Origin of the sequence: Burkholderia sp. Nafp2/4-1b (assembly GCF_003635165.1) — a bacterium.
Taxonomy (GTDB): Bacteria; Pseudomonadota; Gammaproteobacteria; order Burkholderiales; family Burkholderiaceae; genus Burkholderia.
Map to the genome: position 1 here is coordinate 150,415 of NZ_ML058604.1, position 16,678 is coordinate 167,092.

Here is a 16,678-nt window from a genome sequence, read left to right on the forward strand (position 1 = left end):
GCGTGCGCTTCGCCAGCCTCGGTAGCGGCAGCGAAGGCAATGCGCTGGTCGTCGAGGTCTCGAATGGCACGACGACCACCCGCGTGCTGCTCGACTGCGGTTTTTCAGCGAAGGAGGTCGAGCGTCGGCTCGGCCGCCTGAATCTCGGCATCGACGATCTCGATGCGATCCTCGTCACCCACGAACACAGCGATCACGTCGGCAGCGCGCTGACGCTCGCGCGGCGCGGCTCGCTGCCGCTCTACATGAGCTGGGGCACGGCACGCGCGGTGGGCGCGGACGACGCCGACGTCGATCTCCACGTGCTGTGGGGCGACGAGACGGTCGCGATACGCGATCTGGCCGTAATGCCCTATACGGTGCCCCACGACGCGCGGGAACCGCTTCAGTTCGTCTTCATGGACGGTTGCCGCCGGCTCGGCGTGCTGACCGACGTCGGAATGGCCACGCCGCACATCACGACCGTCCTGAGCGGCTGTGACGCGCTGGTGCTCGAATCCAATCACGATACCGCGCTGCTCGCCGGGAGCCGCTATCCGCAGTCGCTGAAGGCGCGGATCGGCGGCAATCACGGCCACCTGAGCAACGATGCCGCTGCCGGCATCCTCGCGTCGCTCGAACGCAGCCGTCTGCAGCACCTGGTCGCGGCCCACCTGAGCCAGCAGAACAATCGGCCCGAACTGGCCCGCCAGGCGTTGGCCGGCGTGCTGGGAACGGATGGGGCGGAAGTCGTCGTGGCCACGCAGGACGCGGGCTTCGACTGGCTGACGCTCGGCTGAGCGGGCGCAGAAGGAGGAGCAGGGCGGCTTTCGGCCGGCCTGGCCGTCGGGCGCGATGCACACAACCGACAGGCATAAAAAAACCGGCCCAAAGGGCCGGTTTTTTTTCAGCTGATGCTGAGGCTTACTGGCTTGCGCCCGAAGCCGGAGCAGCCGTCGATGCCGAAGCAGCCGACGCCACAGCAGCAGCTGCATCGCTCGCAGCAGCCGAAGCCGACGAAGCTGCAGCCGAAGCGTCGCTCGCAGCACCAGCAACTGCCGAAGCAGCCGACGAAGCAGCAGCCGATGCGTCGCTAGCAGCCGACGAAGCAGCTTGATCAGCGCTCTTGTTGCAAGCAGCCAGTGCAACAGCAGCCAACAGGGAAGCTACGAGGAGGGATTTCTTCATGATCACGTCCTTTTATGGTTAAAGGTAAGCAACAGCGCGAAACAATACCGGTAATGTGCTCCAACACCGACCTGGGCCGCTGGTGGAGACGCACTTCTAGAGCGTGAATCTTCCCTACGGCTTGGGCGGAAATTATATGCACTTTCCTATCGACCGTCGACAAATGCGGGGTCAATACGTTGTCTTTCCCATACAGAATTTGATCCGTACGGGCATACGGGGCGATTCACTAAATCCGGCTTCCGACCCGTATCCAGCCCGCACAATACCACTCGTGCAGTAAGGCTGTCATTGAGGGAACCCGGGATAGTGTTACAAACCGTTTCGCCTCCATGTGACGCAGATTCGCCAATTCGGGCAGCCATTCGCTGGCCTGCTCGAGCGGTTCTTCCTCGCCATTAATGAAGTACGAGCGCGCGTTATACATCAATGCGGCCCTTCTGTCGAGATACACGCCACGGCGTGACGCCTGCGCGACGAACGCGTCCTCGGACAGCGGACGCGCCGGCGGTTCGAATACGACGTTCGATTTGGGCTCGCTGAGGTAACAGCCGAGGAATTCGGCGACGTCGCGCTTGCGCCAGCGGATCGCGTCGACGATCTCCGCGACGCGCTCGACCATCGCCGGCGGCAGTTGCGCGGGCGCGTCGACGGCCGGCTGCTTCGGATCGCGGTAGAGCGTGTCGCCGCGCTCGTCACGCAGCCCGCCGCGTTCCGCCAGGTAATACAGGAATTGCGCGCCGAGCTCGCCGGCCGACGGTGCACGGAAACCGATCGAGCAGGTCATGCATTCACCTTCGGCCACGCCGTCGTGCGCGATGTGCGGCGGCAGGTACAGCATGTCGCCCGGTTCCAGTACCCACTCGTCGCTCGGTTCGAAATGCTCGAGGATCTTCAGCGGCACGTCCGGCTGCAGCGACAGGTCCTTCTGCGCGCCGATGCGCCAGCGGCGCCGGCCTTCGACCTGCAGCAGGAACACGTCGTACGAGTCGAAGTGCGGGCCGACGCCGCCGCCGTCCGTCGCGTACGAAATCATCAGGTCGTCGAGGCGCGCGTCCGGGACGAAACGGAAGCGGTCGAGCAGCGCGCGTGCCGCATCGACGTGCAGGTCGAGTCCCTGCACGAGCAAGGACCAGGACTTGCGCGACACGGCGGGCAGCGCCCCCGGTTCGAACGGGCCGTGCGCGAGTTGCCACCTGTTACGAAAATGGGTGATCAGTCGCGATTCGGCGTCATAGTCGGCTGCCAGCTCGAACAGCGCGTCGCGCGTGACCGGCGGCTTCACGCCGGGAATTGCCTGGCGGATCAGCAGCGGCTTCTTCTGCCAATAACGGCGCATGAATTGCGCCGGCGTGAGGCCGCCAAGCAGCGGCGTGGGAAGATCGGAGGGCGGCGCGCCGAGCGGGGCGGGAGCGGCATCCCGCGGTTCGGCTTGAGACCGGTTGCGCATCGTATAATGAGACTTGTATTTGGGAGAATTGGATGAAAATCGCAAAAAACACCGTCGTGTCGGTCGCTTACAAGCTGTCGGATGCGCAGGGCAATCTGATCGAGGAAAGCGACGAGCCGATGGTTTATCTGCACGGCGGCTATGATGGCACGTTCCCCAAGATCGAGGAACAGCTCGACGGCCACGAGCCCGGCTACGAGGCGCAGGTTCAGCTCGAGCCGCAGGACGCGTTCGGCGACTACGATCCCGAACTCGTGAAGATCGAGCCGCGCGATCGTTTTCCCGAGCCGATCGAAGTGGGCATGCAGTTCGAAGGCACGCCGGAAGACGGCGACGAGGAAGTCGATTCGCTGATCTATACGGTCACCGACATTGCCGAAGACAAGGTCGTGCTCGACGGCAACCATCCGCTCGCGGGCATGGCGCTGCGCTTCGCGCTCACGGTCAAGGACGTGCGCGAAGCGACCGAAGACGAGATCGAGCATGAGCACGCACACGGCGCGGAAGGCCTCGAAATCGTCGACGAGGATGATGACGAGGACGGCGACGGCGACACGCCGTCAGGGCGTACCCTGCACTGAACTGGCGGGCAGGCCAGGCGCCGGCCCTGAAGCAGCGGGCGGCGCGGGCCACGAGGCGCCGCCTGGCGTCGTGCCGTCGCCTTGCAGCGGCGGCGCGACCGACGACGAATCGGGCAGGGCCGGTATCGCCGGAATCTCCGGCATCTGAGGCAGCGGGACCTCGTCGCGCGGCGCGGCCGGCAGCGCCGGCGGAACCGGCAGGTTCTTCGGAACCTCCTGCAGGCTCACGTTGAAGATCGTCTGTTTTGCCGGCGACACATTCACCTTTACCCACTGATTCGCCGGATGGCGCGGTCCGATCGCGACGCGCGTCACATTTCCCACGAGTACCCCATCGTCCGCATGCAGCGGGCGATCGATCAGGAAACCGTTCGCAAGCGGTTCGCTGCTCGCGTGCATCACCAGGATCGGGCCGCGGAAGGTCGCCGCCGCCTTCACCAGCGTGCGTTTCAGTTCACGGAAGCCGTCGCGGTTGCGCGGCCGGTTGAAACGCAGCCACGCAAAGCGCTCCGCGCGCTCATAGCGATCGAATTGAGGATCGCCTTCGACAATCACCACCATCGCACGTGCTTCGCGCCGCTTTGCATATTCGGCCGCGTGGTCGATCCAGAACCCGTTCGCGACGATGCGGTCCTCGAATTCGCCGTTGCGGCCGCCGGCCGTCAGATAGTGGTTGTTCGGCGCAGGAGCGTTCAGCGCGACGTACACGACGTCGTCATGCATCCAGCGCACGTTTTCGCGATACGGACGGAACCGTGCGACTTCGCTTTCGCGCGTGATCGGCAACGCGCCCGCGTCGGGCAGCGCGGCGTCGGCCAGCAGCGTCTGGCGCAGGAAATCCAGGCGTTCGACCGGGTCGTAACCACCGCCCGCCGGCGTGTTGCACGTGACCCAGTCGTCATGACCGGGAACGAACACGAGCGGCACGCGCGACGCGTCCAGGATCGCGCCGCGCTGCGTGTACAGCGTGTCGCGGCACGCTTCCTTCGCGCCTTTGATGCCGCCTGCATAGACGACGAAGGCCATATTGCGCTCGCGCGCGATCGATTCGAACAGCCGTTGCGCGGCCGGCTCGTCGGCCGGCACATTGATGACGTTCGATACGATCGCGAACGAGTAGGGTGCGGCCGCGCGCTTGGGCGGCGCCGCGAACGCGCCGGCCTGGGCCAGCGCGAGCACCGCCGCGACCAGCGCGGCGGCGGCGCGGGCCGGGCGGCCCGACCGGCGGCGTTCAGGCGTGCCCGTCGGCATCGTGCGAGCGAATGAGCGTGCGCAGTTCGTACAGCAGGTCGAGCGCGTCGCGCGGCTTGAGATCGTCGGGGTCGATGTCGCGCAGCTTGTCGAGCGCCGGGTGCGGGGCGGCGGTGGGCGCCGGCGCATCCGCGCATTCGAGTTCGTCGGCCGCGGCCGGCGGCGCGCTGAACAGGTCGAGCTGCGGCGTGTGCTGCGTGGCCGACTGCTGTTCGAGATACGCGAGATGCTTGCGCGCCGCGCGGATTACCGGCGCCGGCACGCCCGCGAGCTGCGCAACCTGCAGCCCGTAGCTCTGGTTCGCCGGGCCTTCGTTGACCGCGTGCAGGAACACGATGCCGTGGCCGTGCTCGACGGCCGACAGATGCACGTTCGCCGCCTGCGGGAATTCGGCCGGCAGTTGCGTCAGTTCGAAGTAGTGCGTCGCGAACAGCGTGTAGCAGCCGTTTTGCGCGAGCAGGTGGCGCGCGATGGCCCATGCGAGCGCGAGGCCGTCGAACGTCGACGTGCCGCGGCCGATTTCGTCCATCAGCACGAGGCTTTGCGGCGTCGCATCGTTGAGGATCGCGGCGGCTTCGGTCATCTCGACCATGAAGGTCGACCGGCCGCCGGCGAGATCGTCGGCCGCGCCGATCCGCGTGAAGATGCGATCGATCGGGCCGAAGCAGGCCGACTTCGCGGGCACGTAGGTGCCGACGTACGCCATCAGCGCGATCAGCGCCGTCTGTCGCATGAACGTCGACTTGCCGCCCATGTTCGGGCCGGTGATCAGCAGCAGCTTGCGTTCGGTGCCGAACCGGCAGTCGTTCGCGATGAACTGCTCGACCTGCGCTTCGACGACCGGATGGCGACCCTGTTCGATCTCGATGCCGATTTCGTCGGTGAAGGTCGGTGCGACCCAGTCCAGCGTGCGCGCACGCTCGGCGAACGCGGCGAGCACGTCGAGCTCCGCGAGCGCCGATGCGACGCGCTGGCACTCGGGAATGAACGGCAGCAGGGCCTGCAGCACGCCGTCGTACAGCGCGCGCTCGCGGGCCAGCGCGCGTTCCTGTGCGGACAGCGCCTTGTCCTCGAAGGTCTTCAGTTCGGGCGTGATGTAGCGCTCGGCGTTCTTCAGCGTCTGGCGGCGGCGATAGTCGTCGGGCACCTTGTCGGTCTGGCCGCGCGTGACCTCGATGTAGAAGCCGTGCACCTTGTTGTATTCGACGCGCAGGTTCGCGATGCCCGTGCGCGTGCGCTCGCGTGCTTCGAGATCGATCAGGAACTGCCCGCAGTTCTCGGAGATGTCGCGCAACTCGTCGAGCTCCGCGTCGTAGCCGCGCGCGATCACGCCGCCGTCGCGCACCATCGCGGCCGGCTCGGGTGCGATCGCGCTCGTCAGCAGGTCGAGGCATTCGGCCGGCGGCGCGAGCGCCGCGTCGACGCGCGCGAGCGCATCCGCGTTCGCGACGATCGCGCTGATGCGCTCACGCAATGCCGGCAGCGCGGCGAACGTATCGCGCAGGCTCGACAGGTCGCGCGGCCGCGCGGACAGCAGGGCAAGACGACCGGTGATCCGCTCGACGTCGGCGATCTGCCGCAGCGCGCTGCGCAGTGCGTCGAGGCTCGCATTCGCGGGCGCGTCGAGCAGCGCGCCGATCGCTTGCTGGCGCGACTGCGCGGCGATCGACGCGCGCGGCGGGTGATGCAGCCAGTGACGCAGCAGGCGGCTGCCCATCGTCGTGCAGCAGGTGTCGAGCAGCGAATACAGCGTCGGCGATTCGGTGCCGCGCAGCGTTTCGGTCAGTTCGAGATTGCGGCGGGTGGCCGGATCGAGGCCGATGTATTCCGTTTCGTTCTCGACCTTCAGGCTGCGTACGTGACGCAGTTGCTGGCCTTGCGTGGCCGCTGCGTACAGCAGCAGCGCGCCCGCCGCGCCGCATGCGCTCGTCAGCGAGTGTGCGCCGAAGCCGTCGAGGCCCGCGACGTCGAGCTGGTCGCACAGGCGCTGCGTGCCCGAGGCGATGTCGAAGTGCCAGGCCGGCACGCGCTTGATCGCGCCGGCGCCTGCGGGCACGGCGTCGGTTGCGCCGTCCGCGGTCAGGATCTCCGCCGGACGGATGCGCTCGAGCGCGGCGCCGAGCTGGTCGGGTTCGATTTCCGCGAGCCGCAGCGCGCCGCTCGCGAGGTTCAGCCACGCGAGGCCGATGTTGACCGCGACACCACGCTTGTTGTGGCCCGTGCACATCGCGAGCAGATAGACGTCGTTCTTGTCGGACAGCAGCGCGGCATCGGTCAGCGTGCCGGGCGTGACGACCCGCACGACCTTGCGCTCGACGGGGCCCTTCGACGTGGCCGGGTCGCCGATCTGCTCGCAGATCGCGACCGACTCGCCCATCTTCACGAGCTTCGCCAGATATTGTTCGACCGCGTGATGCGGGACGCCGGCCATCTTGATCGGGGTGCCGGCCGACGCGCCGCGTTGCGTGAGGGTCAGGTCGAGCAGGCGGGCGGCTTTCTCCGCGTCTTCGAAGAACAGCTCGTAGAAGTCGCCCATCCGGTAGAAGACGAGCGTGTCGGGGTGATCGGCCTTGATGCGCAGGTACTGCTGCATCATTGGAGTGTGGCCAGCAAAGGCCTCGGGCGACAGCGTGGTCATAGATCCGGCGTAAAGTTGTTGCTTGAGTTGCCCGAGTTTACCAGTGGCTTCGGTGCACAAGCGCGAAGTTCGCCGTTCGGCCAGTTGCCGGAGATCGCAACCGGCGACTGCCGGCCCGACACGATGATCCGGTCACGTTCCCGGGCAGGTATGAAAAAGGCCGGCTTCACCCGGCGCACGGACTGCCGTGCGCCGAGTCTCGCCATATGCAGATCAGGACGCGAGCGTCGCCATCATGTCGAGCGCCACCGCCTGCGCGACCTCGATCCCGTCGATGGCGGCCGAATAGATGCCGCCCGCATACCCGGCGCCTTCGCCGGCCGGATACAGCCCCTCGGTGTTCACGCTCTGGTAATCGTCCTTGCGACGAATCCGGATCGGCGACGACGTGCGCGTCTCCACGCCGGTGAGCACCGCATCGTGCATCGCGAAGCCGGCGATCTTCCTGTCGATCTGCGGCAGCGCTTCACGAATGGCCTCGATCACGTAGTCGGGCAGCGCGGTGCTGAGGTCGGTCGGGCGCACGCCCGGCTTGTACGACGGCACCACGGAGCCGAGCGACGTCGACGGCCGGCCGGCGATGAAGTCGCCGACGAGCTGGCCCGGCGCGCTGTAGTCGCCGCCGCCGAGCTCGAACGCGCGCTCTTCCCACTTGCGCTGGAACGCGATGCCCGCGAGCGGGCCGCCCGGATAGTCTTCCGGCGTGATGCCGACGACGATGCCCGCGTTCGCATTGCGCTCGGCGCGCGAATACTGGCTCATCCCGTTGGTGACCACGCGGCCCGGCTCGGAGGTCGCCGCGACCACCGTGCCGCCCGGGCACATGCAGAAGCTGTACACCGCGCGACCGTTGCTGCAGTGGTGGACCACCTTGTAGTCGGCCGCGCCGAGCTGCTTGTGCCCCGCGAACTTGCCGAAGCGGCTGCGATCGATCAGCCCCTGCGGATGCTCGATCCGGAAACCGAGCGAGAACGGCTTCGCTTCGACGTAGACGCCGCGATCATGCAGCATCTGGAACGTGTCGCGCGCGCTGTGACCGACGGCCAGCACGACGTGATCGCAGCGGAGCGTTTCGCCGTTCGACAGCTTCAGCGAGCGCACCTTGCCCTGATCGATGTCGATGTCCTCGACGCGGGTTTCGAAGCGCACCTCGCCGCCCAGTTCGTGGATGGTCGCGCGCATCTTTTCCACCATGCTGACGAGGCGGAACGTGCCGATGTGCGGCCGGCTCAGGTACAGGATGTCGTCAGGCGCGCCGGCCTTGACGAATTCGTCGAGCACCTTGCGACCGTAGTGGTGCGGATCCTTGATCTGGCTGTACAGCTTGCCGTCGGAGAACGTGCCGGCCCCGCCTTCGCCGAACTGCACGTTGGACTCGGGATTGAGCACGCTCTTGCGCCACAGGCCGAAGGTGTCCTTGGTGCGTTCGCGCACGGCCTTGCCGCGCTCGAGGATGATCGGGCGAAAGCCCATCTGCGCGAGGATCAGCCCGGCGAACAGGCCGCACGGCCCCATGCCGATCACGACCGGGCGCAGGAAGTTGCCGTGCTCGGGTGCCTTCGTGACGAAGTGATACGCCATGTCGGGCGTCACGGCGCAATGCGGCGTGCCGGCGAGTCGCGGAAGCACGGCGGCTTCGTCCTTGACTTCTACGTCGACGATATACGTGAGCTTGATGTCGGAGCGCTTGCGCGCATCGTGCGCGCGGCGGAACACCGTGTAACGGAGGAGCCCGTCTGCCGCCACGCCAAGCTCCTCGAGGCGCGCGCGAATCGCGGCTTCGAGGGCGCTCTCGGGATGGTCGAGCGGGAGTTTAAGTTCGCTTAGCCGTAACATGAATGGTCGGATACGGTCGCCACGAAGCCGTGGCGGTGTTGAAACGGGCGGGGCCGGCATGCCGGCGGTGTCGCACGCTGCGCGGGCATTGCGCAAGCCGGTTCATCAGGCTTGTGCAAGCGCGGCGGCACACCGGCCGGGCCGGACCGCTCGGGCACTGTCACGTCGGGCGCCTGAAGCGCCCGCTGCATGGAGAAGATTACTGCGCCGCCCGGACAACCGGAAGGCCGCGAGCGCTCCATCATGACGGTATCGCCGAGCGGCGGATGCAAAAGCCGCGCCGCGCGGGCGCGGCCCGGGCTTACTCCGCGGCCGGATGCACGCGGGTGTAGCGATTCAGGATCGGGATCATCTGCGCGTAGATCTTCGGGTTCGCCGCGACGATCTCGTGACGATGCAGGAAGTCGGCGTCGCCCGTGTAGTTGCCGACGAGGCCGCCGGCTTCGGTGATCAGCAGGCTGCCAGCTGCCATGTCCCACACGTTGATGCCTTGCTCGAAGAATGCATCGAGACGGCCGGCCGCGACGTTCGCGAGGTCGAGCGCGGCAGCGCCCGGGCGGCGCAGGCCCGTGCACGCCTGGGTCATTTCGGTGAACAGGCGCGCGTACGCGTCGAGGCCGTCCTTTTCGCGGAACGGGAAGCCCGTGCCGACCAGTGCGTCCGCGAGGCGGTCGCGACGGCCGACGCGGATGCGGCGGTCGTTCAGGTACGCACCGCGGCCGCGGGTGGCCGTGAACAGGTCGTTCTTGTTCGGATCGTAGACGACAGCCTGGGTGACGACGCCCTTGTGTTCGAGCGCGATCGATACGCAGTAGTACGGGAAGCCGTGGATGAAGTTGGTCGTGCCGTCGAGCGGATCGATGATCCACTTGAATTCCGATTCGTTCTCGGATTCGCCCGATTCTTCCGCGAGAATCGCGTGGTCGGGGTAGGCGGTCTTCAGCGTCTCGATGATCGCCTCTTCGGCGGCCTTGTCCACTTCGGTGACGAAGTCGTTCTGCTGCTTCTTGCGAATCTCGATCAGGTCGAGGTCGAGGGACGCGCGATTGATGATCTGTCCGGCGCGGCGCGCAGCCTTGACAGCAATGTTGAGCATGGGATGCATGAGCCTGGATCCTGTAGCCGGCGGCACGGGCCGCCACGAAGTGGAACACACCGCCCGGACTGGCGCAAACGTGCCGGGCGAAATGAGACGCGAATTGACAAAGAGCGGGGTACGACCGCGCCGCACGGGATGCGACGCGTAAACGCATGATTTTACCCGATTTTCGAGCGTTTCGGGGTTCGGAATACGGGAAAACCCCCGCTGGCCATCCGGAGGAGTGGGTTTGCCGCGGGGATGGCGATACCATACGGCCATTCCGATGAACCGAGCCTCATGTAGTGGAAACTCCGCAGAACCCCGCCGCACCGTCCGAATCGGGCGCCGCCTCGTCCTTGCCGCCGTCCGGCGGCTTTACGTCCACCCGTTTCGTGCTCGTCGAGCCGAGCCATCCCGGCAATGTCGGAGCGGCCGCCCGTGCGCTGAAGACGATGGGTTTCACGAGGCTCGTGCTGGTCGCGCCGCGCGTGCCGCACGTGCAGAGCGACCCCGACGCGATCGCAATGGCGAGCGGCGCCGACGACGTGCTGGCGTCCGCCCATGTCGTGCCCACGCTGGGCGACGCGCTGTCCGGCGTCCACTGGTCGATCGCGCTCACCGCGCGCACGCGCGAATACGGGCCGCCGCGCCTCGCGCCGCGCGCGGCAGCCGAGCAGGCGTGCGCGCAGGTCGGCAGCGGCGACATCGCGCTCGTGTTCGGCAACGAGCGCACGGGCCTCGCGAACGAGCATGTCGAGCAGTGCAGCGCGCTCGCGCATATCCCGGCGAATCCGGCCTACAGTTCGCTCAACCTCGCGCAGGCGATCCAGGTGCTCGCGTATGAATTGCGCGTCGCGTTCCTCGAGCAGGGCAGCGATTCGTCGCACGAGCCGCAGGCCGACGTCGGCACGCTCGCGCAGAGCGACGAGATCGAGCGGATGTACGCGCACCTCGAGAACGCGCTGGTCGCGCTCGATTTTCTCGATCCGCGCAATCCGAAGAAGCTGATGCCGCGGCTGCGACGCCTGTTTGCGCGCACCGGCCTCGAGCGCGAGGAGGTCAACATCCTGCGCGGCATTGCGAAGCATATCCTGCTGAAGTCCGGCACGGCCGACGGCGATTCGTAAGCAGCCCGTGCGCGGGTGCCGGCGCTCGGGCGCTCGGCGGTTGCGCCGTCGCCTGCACGCAGCCGCGGCATACCGGCCGTCCGACGGATCGCGGCCGGATTCGCGCCGCTTCGCCGGATGGCTGCGCGGCCGCCGTCAAGCACCTCCGCGCGAATACCCGTGCCGCCGGCGGGGTGAACGCGCGACGTTGTGCGGCCGTGCGCGAGTGGCCCTACAATCGCCGGACGTCATAAGCAAATTACCCGGCACGATAACGGCCGGCCCATGCCGGCGGGGCGCGCCGGCCTTTTCCCCAGCCCAGACCAGATCATGTTTACTAGACTGCGCGAAGACGTTGCGACGATTCGCGAGCGGGATCCCGCCGCTCGCAGTGCCTGGGAAGTGCTGACCTGTTATCCGGGGCTGCACGCGCTCGTGCTGCATCGCTTCGCGCATGCGTGCTGGCGGGCGAAACGCTACTGGCTCGCCCGCTTCGCGTCGCAGGCCGGGCGCTTTCTGACGGGAATCGAGATTCACCCGGGCGCGACGATCGGCCGGCGCGTATTCATCGATCACGGGATGGGTGTCGTGATCGGCGAGACCGCGATCATCGGCGACGACTGCACGATCTATCAGGGCGTGACGCTCGGCGGCACGTCGCTCACGCGCGGCGCGAAGCGCCATCCGACGCTCGAGGCTGGCGTGATCGTCGGTGCGGGCGCGAAAGTGCTCGGCGGCTTCACGGTCGGCGCGGGCGCGAAGATCGGTTCGAACGCGGTCGTCGTGAAGCCGGTGCCGGCGGGCGGCACCGCGGTCGGCAATCCGGCACGCATCGTGATGCCGGCGCAACCGAAGCCACAGGCCGAACGTGCGGCGTTCTGCGCGTACGGGATCACGCCGAACGCGGACGACCCGATGTCGCTCGCGGTTCACGGCCTGATCGATCATGCGGCGAAGGAAAGCCGCCGCGTCGACGAGATCGTCGCGGCGCTCGAGCGGCTCGGCACGCATCTGGAAACGCTGCAGGGTGCGGACGCCGCGCGTCTCGACCTGCGCAGGCTGTCGGCGGTGCTGGAAGGCAAGGCGGTCGAGCGCCAGTCGTAAGGTGGCGCAGGCGGCGGATGTAGGCGGCCGCGGCGATCGCCGTGGCTGCCGCGACCGCGTCAGTCGAGCGGCATCGCATGGATGCCTTCGGCATCGACGCGCAGATAGCCGCCGCGCGGCTGGCCGTGATCAAGATCCCAGTCGGGCAGTACCCAGCGAATCCCGCCCGGTTCGAGGTGGCGCGCGGGGCGGTGCGTGTGGCCGTGAATGATCGCGCTCGCGCGGCTTTTGCGGAACAGCGCCGCCACGCCTTCACGCGTGACGTCGTAGACCGCGGAAGCAGGGCGCATCCGGCCTGCTTCGCTGTTCGAGCGCATCCGCTGCGCGAGCGCGCGGCGCCAGCGGAATGGCCACACGAGAAACAGCGCCTGCGCGACGCGATTGCGCGCGAACCGCCGAAAGATCTGATAGCCGCGATCGGCCGTGCATTGCGCGTCGCCGTGCGCGAGCACGATGCGCTGACCGAACGCCATGATCAGCGCCGGGTCGGGCAGCAGCATCGCGCCGGCCGCCTTCATGAAGCGCCGGCCGAGCAGGAAATCGCGGTTGCCGTGCATCACGTAGAGCGCGATGCCGCGCTCGGAAAACGTATGCATCAGCGCGGCCATGCGCACCGCGAACGGATCGTCGTCGAGCATGTCGTCGCCGATCCAGTATTCGAACAGGTCGCCGAGGATGAACACCGAGTCGGCGCTGTCGGCGGTGTATTTCACGAAATGCTCGAATGCCGCGACCGTCTTCGGAATCGCGTCGCTCAGATGCAGATCGGAGAGAAACAGGAACGGGCGTGCGGCTTGCGCGTATTCGCGCTCGCCCGGCACGCCCGCGGAGACGCTTCGCGGCGGACTCTCCTGCAACATCGAAGTGCCTCCGTAACGACTATGGACTATGCGTCAGACCACCACGGCCTTCTCGATCACGACGTCGTCAGCCGGCACGTCCTGATGGAAGCCTGCGTTGCCCGTCTTGACGGCCTTGATCTTGTCGACCACGTCCTGGCCTTCGACGACCTTGCCGAATACCGCGTAGCCCCAGCCCTGCGGCGTCGGCGACGAGTGGTTCAGGAAGTCATTGTCGTTCACGTTGATGAAGAACTGGGCGGTTGCCGAGTGCGGATCGTTCGTGCGCGCCATCGCGACCGTGTAGTTGTCGTTCTTCAGGCCGTTGTTCGCTTCGTTGTCGATCGGCGCGTCGGTCGGCTTCTGCTTCAGGCCCGGCTCGAAGCCGCCGCCCTGGATCATGAAGCCGTTGATCACGCGGTGGAACACCGTACCATCATAGTGGCCCTTCTTCACGTAGTTGAGGAAGTTCTCGACCGTCTTCGGTGCCTTCGCGGCGTCGAGTTCGAGCTTGATCACGCCGTGGTTCGTGTGCAGTTCAACCATGATGAATTCCTTCGGTAAGGCGGTTTAAATGGCACGCGGCCGGTCGTAGGACGCGGCCGCGTGTGTCGCCGGACATGCCGGCAGGTGCTTATTTCGAGACGATGCTGGCCGATTCGATCACGACCGGCTGGGCCGGCACGTCCTGCATCGGGCCGCGCGAGGTCGTCGCCACGCCTTCGATCTTCTTCACGACGTCGAGGCCCGACACGACCTTGCCGAACACCGCATAGCCGTTGCCGTCCGGGTTCGGGTAGTCGAGGCCGCTGTTGTCGACCGTGTTGATGAAGAACTGCGCGGTGGCCGAGTTCGGATCGCTGGTGCGCGCCATCGCGATCGTGCCCGTCAGGTTCTTCAGACCATTGCGGCTTTCCAGCGGGATCGGCGCACGGGTCGGCTTCTCCTCGAAGTTGGTCTTGTAGCCGCCGCCCTGGATCATGAAGCCCTTGATCACGCGATGGAAGATCGTGCCGTTGTACTGGCCGGCCTTCACGTAATCGAGGAAGTTGGCGACCGACTTCGGTGCTTTCTCCGGGTAGAGCTCGACGCGGATGTCGCCCTGCGAGGTCTTCAGCTGCACGACGGGGTGCGCGGTAGCCGATTGCGCGAACGCGGGCGCGGTCGCGAGAAGGGCGGCGCCGCCAAGCGCCAGCAACAGACGTTTCATTGCGATCCTCAGGTTGGGAGAGAAGGAAGGTTGCGCCGTTTACTTCTTACTGCGACGGCGCGACGTACGGCGCCGTCAATGCACCGGACGGACCGCTGAACTGGAACGTCGGCGACATCGGCAGCGTGGTGGTGCTCACGTTCGCGGCGGCGCGATCGGTGTACGCGCGCGTGGCCGGCGTGACGGCGCGCGCGTTCGGGGCCGACTTGGGCGGCGACACGATCTTCTGGAGATCGGCGAGGCGCTGCGCGGTCGCGCCGCTCGTGCGGCCGAGCGATTGCGCGCGCTTGTACGATTCGGCCGCGAGGCGCAGGTAGAGATCGCCGAGGTTCTCGTACGCGAGCGAATAGCTCGGGTTCGATTGCGTCGCGGTGACGAGCGCGCTGCGCGCTTCGTCGTAGCGGCCGTGCTTCGCGTAGAGCGCCGCGAGGTTGTTGTACGGCTCGGGCAGTTCGGGGTAGGCCTGCGTGATCGCGACGAACTGCTGGATCGCGTCGTCGTCGCGGTTCAGGCGGGCGAGCACGGTGCCGCGCTTGAACTGCGCCTGCACGTCGTGCGGATTCGCCGCGATGCGCGCGTCGAGTTGCGCGAGCGCCTGTTTCCACTGCTTGCCGGCGATCGACGCGTCGAGTTCGGGCGTGCCGTCGGCGGTGGCCGGGGCCTTTTGCGCATGCGCCGCGGGGGCCGCGAAAAGCGTCAGTGCGACGCCCATGACGGCGGTCGCAACGAGGGTCGCAGCGCTCGGCGCGCGGCCGCGATGAGGTTTCATAGGCGTAAATCGGAATGTTATACTCCGAGCCATTCTAACAAAACGTCTGCGCGTTCCGGCGAGCGTCAGACAGTCTTTCTTTGCCTCTCGTGGCCGTCACCGCTGTGCTTGCAGCCTGACCGCCCCATGTGATACCGAGGACGCGCGGCGTCGTGCCGTAGCAGGTGGTCCGTCCGTTTCGCATGCTGGGCGAGCTTCGCCAGGGCGGTTTCCTTCGGCTCACGGTTCATCTCTATGGAATCACTGCGCATCTACAACACGCTCGCGCGTGACAAGCAAGTTTTCGTGCCGCGCCAGTCCGGCGAAGTGCGGATGTACGTATGCGGGATCACCGTCTACGACTATTGTCACGTGGGCCACGCGCGCATGCTGGTCGTGTTCGACCTCGTCCAGCGCTGGCTGCGTGCGATCGGCTATCGGGTCACGTACGTGCGCAACATCACCGACATCGAGGACAAGATCATCCGCCGCGCGGTCGAGAACGGCGAGACGATCAAGTCGCTGACCGACCGGTTCATCGACGCGATGCACGAAGATGAAGCGGCGCTCGGCATCCAGCGGCCCGACCTCGAGCCGCGTGCGACGCAATTCATTCCGCAGATGCTCGGGATGATCGAGAAGCTCGAGGCGAACGGCTACGCGTACCAGGCGAGCGACGGCGACGTCAATTACTCGGTGCGCAAGTTCGCGAACTACGGGAAGCTGTCGGGCAAGTCGCTCGACGACCTCCGCGCGGGCGAGCGCGTTGCCGCAAACGATGCGAAGCAGGATCCGCTCGACTTCGTGCTGTGGAAGCGCGCGAAGGAAGGCGAGCCCGACGGTGCGTCGTGGTCGTCGAAGTACGGGACGGGCCGGCCGGGCTGGCACATCGAATGCTCGGCGATGGGCTGCACGCTGCTCGGCGAGCATTTCGACATCCACGGCGGCGGGCAGGACCTGCAGTTCCCGCACCACGAGAACGAGATCGCGCAGAGCGAGGGTGCGACCGGCCAGACGTTCGTCAACTACTGGATGCACAACGGTTTCGTGCAGATCGACAACGAGAAGATGTCGAAATCGCTCGGCAACTTCTTCACGATCCGCGAAGTGCTCGAGCGGTACGACGGCGAGGTGATGCGCTTCTTCATCGTGCGCACGCACTACCGGTCGCCGCTCAACTACAGCGACGTGCACCTCGACGATGCGCGCGCGGCGCTCACGCGTCTGTACACGGCATTGAAGGATGTCGCGCCCGACACGCTCGCGCTCGACTGGAACGAGCCGCACGCGCAGCGTTTCGCGGCCGCGATGAACGACGACATCAACACGCCGGTCGCGGTGGCGACGCTGTTCGAGCTGGCGGGCGAAGTCAATCGCACGGGCGATGCGTCGCTCGCGAGGCAACTGAAACAACTGGCAGGCCTGCTGGGCCTGCTTGGCCGCGAACCGCGCGCGTTCCTGCAGCAAGGCACCGGTGCCGCGCAGGTGGGCGGGCTCGCAGCCGACGAAATCGAAGCGAAGATCGCCGCGCGCGTTGCGGCGAAACAAGCGAAGGACTATGCCGAAGCGGACCGGATCCGGGCGGAACTGCTCGACGCCGGTATCGCACTTGAAGACAAACCGGGCGGATCGACCGAATGGCGTCGCGTATGAGCGCGGCGCGTTCC

Annotated in this window: 15 protein-coding genes; 6 read left to right on the forward strand and 9 right to left on the reverse strand. The window is 66.7% G+C overall.

Annotated features, from left to right (window positions below; genetic code table 11):
- Positions 1–2 precede the first annotated feature (2 nt).
- Together C7H84_RS13670 and C7H84_RS36345 are read left to right on the forward strand one after the other, a co-directional pair.
- Positions 3–779: an MBL fold metallo-hydrolase gene (locus tag C7H84_RS13670; protein ID WP_121859285.1), complete on the forward strand. Its 777-nt coding sequence runs from the start codon at positions 3–5 to the stop codon at positions 777–779.
- A gap of 114 nt (positions 780–893) precedes the next feature.
- The gene (locus tag C7H84_RS36345) at positions 894–1,076 is read left to right on the forward strand and encodes a hypothetical protein (protein ID WP_162999273.1); all 183 of its coding nucleotides are present in this window, start codon (positions 894–896) and stop codon (positions 1,074–1,076) included.
- Between the two features lie 320 nt (positions 1,077–1,396).
- On the opposite strand, the gene C7H84_RS13685 is transcribed toward C7H84_RS36345, so the two are convergent.
- On the reverse strand, positions 1,397–2,617 hold the full coding sequence (locus C7H84_RS13685) for a cupin domain-containing protein (protein ID WP_121859287.1): 1,221 nt from the start codon (positions 2,615–2,617) through the stop codon (positions 1,397–1,399).
- A gap of 32 nt (positions 2,618–2,649) precedes the next feature.
- Between C7H84_RS13685 and C7H84_RS13690 the strand changes: the two genes are divergently transcribed.
- On the forward strand, positions 2,650–3,198 hold the full coding sequence (locus C7H84_RS13690) for a peptidylprolyl isomerase (protein WP_121859288.1): 549 nt from the start codon (positions 2,650–2,652) through the stop codon (positions 3,196–3,198).
- Here the strand turns inward: C7H84_RS13690 and C7H84_RS13695 are convergent.
- The 4 genes from C7H84_RS13695 to C7H84_RS13710 form a co-directional block, all read right to left on the reverse strand.
- Positions 3,178–4,449 carry a hypothetical protein gene (locus C7H84_RS13695; RefSeq protein WP_121859289.1) on the reverse strand — a complete coding sequence of 424 codons (1,272 nt, stop codon included), beginning with the start codon at positions 4,447–4,449 and terminating at the stop codon, positions 3,178–3,180. The genes C7H84_RS13690 and C7H84_RS13695 overlap by 21 nt on opposite strands.
- A complete protein-coding gene (gene mutS / locus C7H84_RS13700; protein WP_121859290.1) occupies positions 4,430–7,087 on the reverse strand; it encodes a DNA mismatch repair protein MutS in 2,658 nt (885 codons plus the stop codon). The genes C7H84_RS13695 and mutS overlap by 20 nt, the downstream gene beginning before the upstream one ends.
- A 213-nt stretch (positions 7,088–7,300) precedes the next feature.
- Positions 7,301–8,923, reverse strand: coding sequence for an NAD(P)/FAD-dependent oxidoreductase (locus C7H84_RS13705; protein ID WP_121859291.1), 1,623 nt, complete (start codon positions 8,921–8,923; stop codon positions 7,301–7,303).
- A gap of 301 nt (positions 8,924–9,224) precedes the next feature.
- Positions 9,225–10,028 (reverse strand): inositol monophosphatase family protein, encoded by an 804-nt coding sequence (locus tag C7H84_RS13710; protein WP_121859292.1) that lies wholly within the window; start codon positions 10,026–10,028, stop codon positions 9,225–9,227.
- 278 nt (positions 10,029–10,306) lie between these two features.
- On the opposite strand from C7H84_RS13710, the gene C7H84_RS13715 reads away from it, so the two are divergent.
- Both C7H84_RS13715 and cysE read left to right on the forward strand, forming a co-directional pair.
- Positions 10,307–11,131 (forward strand): RNA methyltransferase, encoded by an 825-nt coding sequence (locus C7H84_RS13715; protein WP_121859293.1) that lies wholly within the window; start codon positions 10,307–10,309, stop codon positions 11,129–11,131.
- Between the two features lie 309 nt (positions 11,132–11,440).
- A complete protein-coding gene (cysE, locus tag C7H84_RS13720) occupies positions 11,441–12,214 on the forward strand; it encodes a serine O-acetyltransferase (RefSeq protein WP_121859349.1) in 774 nt (257 codons plus the stop codon).
- A 59-nt stretch (positions 12,215–12,273) separates the two neighbouring features.
- Here cysE and C7H84_RS13725 read toward each other — a convergent pair whose 3' ends face one another.
- The 4 genes from C7H84_RS13725 to C7H84_RS13740 form a co-directional block, all read right to left on the reverse strand.
- Positions 12,274–13,074 (reverse strand): UDP-2,3-diacylglucosamine diphosphatase, encoded by an 801-nt coding sequence (locus C7H84_RS13725; protein WP_121859294.1) that lies wholly within the window; start codon positions 13,072–13,074, stop codon positions 12,274–12,276.
- A gap of 33 nt (positions 13,075–13,107) precedes the next feature.
- Complete coding sequence (locus C7H84_RS13730) at positions 13,108–13,599, reverse strand: peptidylprolyl isomerase (RefSeq protein WP_121859295.1); 492 nt, start codon at positions 13,597–13,599, stop codon at positions 13,108–13,110.
- An 88-nt stretch (positions 13,600–13,687) separates the two neighbouring features.
- Positions 13,688–14,263 (reverse strand): peptidylprolyl isomerase, encoded by a 576-nt coding sequence (locus C7H84_RS13735; RefSeq protein ID WP_034188904.1) that lies wholly within the window; start codon positions 14,261–14,263, stop codon positions 13,688–13,690.
- A gap of 46 nt (positions 14,264–14,309) precedes the next feature.
- A complete protein-coding gene (locus tag C7H84_RS13740) occupies positions 14,310–15,032 on the reverse strand; it encodes a tetratricopeptide repeat protein (RefSeq protein WP_162999276.1) in 723 nt (240 codons plus the stop codon).
- A 234-nt stretch (positions 15,033–15,266) separates the two neighbouring features.
- Between C7H84_RS13740 and cysS the strand changes: the two genes are divergently transcribed.
- On the forward strand, positions 15,267–16,664 hold the full coding sequence (cysS, locus tag C7H84_RS13745) for a cysteine--tRNA ligase (protein ID WP_121859297.1): 1,398 nt from the start codon (positions 15,267–15,269) through the stop codon (positions 16,662–16,664).
- Positions 16,665–16,678: the final 14 nt, after the last annotated feature.